Origin of the sequence: Arcobacter vandammei, assembly GCF_016106035.1 — a bacterium.
In the GTDB taxonomy this organism is placed as follows: Bacteria; Campylobacterota; Campylobacteria; order Campylobacterales; family Arcobacteraceae; genus Aliarcobacter; species Aliarcobacter vandammei.
Window position 1 is genome coordinate 1 of sequence record NZ_JADKPZ010000052.1, and the last position, 799, is coordinate 799.

Consider the following 799-nt stretch of genomic DNA (forward strand, 5'->3'; position numbering starts at 1 on the left):
GTAGAGTTTGAATTTAATTTAATATTATTTGAATATATATCATTATTAAATGTTGTTTTTGAATTTGCTAAAGCTTCAATATTATTTAATCTTTTCCCAGATTCTCCAACATCTCCTGTTACATTATTTGTTGTTCCATTTAAATTTAAATTTCCAGTATTTGCTGTACCAGTTTTTATAGTTGAATTTACGGTTGAATTATTTAAAACTAAAGTTGAATCATTATTTATATTAGTATTTTGAGAGTTTATATTTCCACTTACTGTTGTTGTTCCACTATTTATATTTAAATTCTCTATAGTTCCAACATTTCCTGTTATTGTTTGATTTGCTCCACTTGTAGTTAATGTTCCAGTTGTTCCTGCAACATTAGCTGTTATATCTCCTTTTGAATTTACTGTAGAGTTTGAATTTAATTTAATATTATTTGAATATATATCATCATTGAATGTTGTATTTGAATTTGCTAAAGCTTCAATATTATTTAATCTTTTCGCAGATTCTCCAACATCTCCTGTTACATTATTTGTTGTTCCTTTTAAATTTAAATTCCCAGTTCCTGCTGTACCTGTTTTTATAGCTGAATTTACTATTGAATTATCTAAAACTAAAGTTGAATCATTATTTATATTAGTATTTTGAGAGTTTATATTTCCACTTACTGTTGTTGTTCCACTATTTATATTTAAATTCTCTATAGTTCCAACATTTCCTGTTATTGTTTGATTTGCTCCACTTGTAGTTAATGTTCCTGTATTTGAAGCTGTTCCATTTACATTTCCTGTTATATTACCTTTTG

1 protein-coding gene is annotated in these 799 nt (G+C 25.8%); it reads right to left on the reverse strand.

Annotation, left to right across the window (positions count from 1 at the left end; genetic code table 11):
* Positions 1-799, reverse strand: a 799-nt coding sequence (locus IQC44_RS11440) for a hypothetical protein (RefSeq protein ID WP_198306484.1), incomplete at both ends; no start/stop codon positions are given.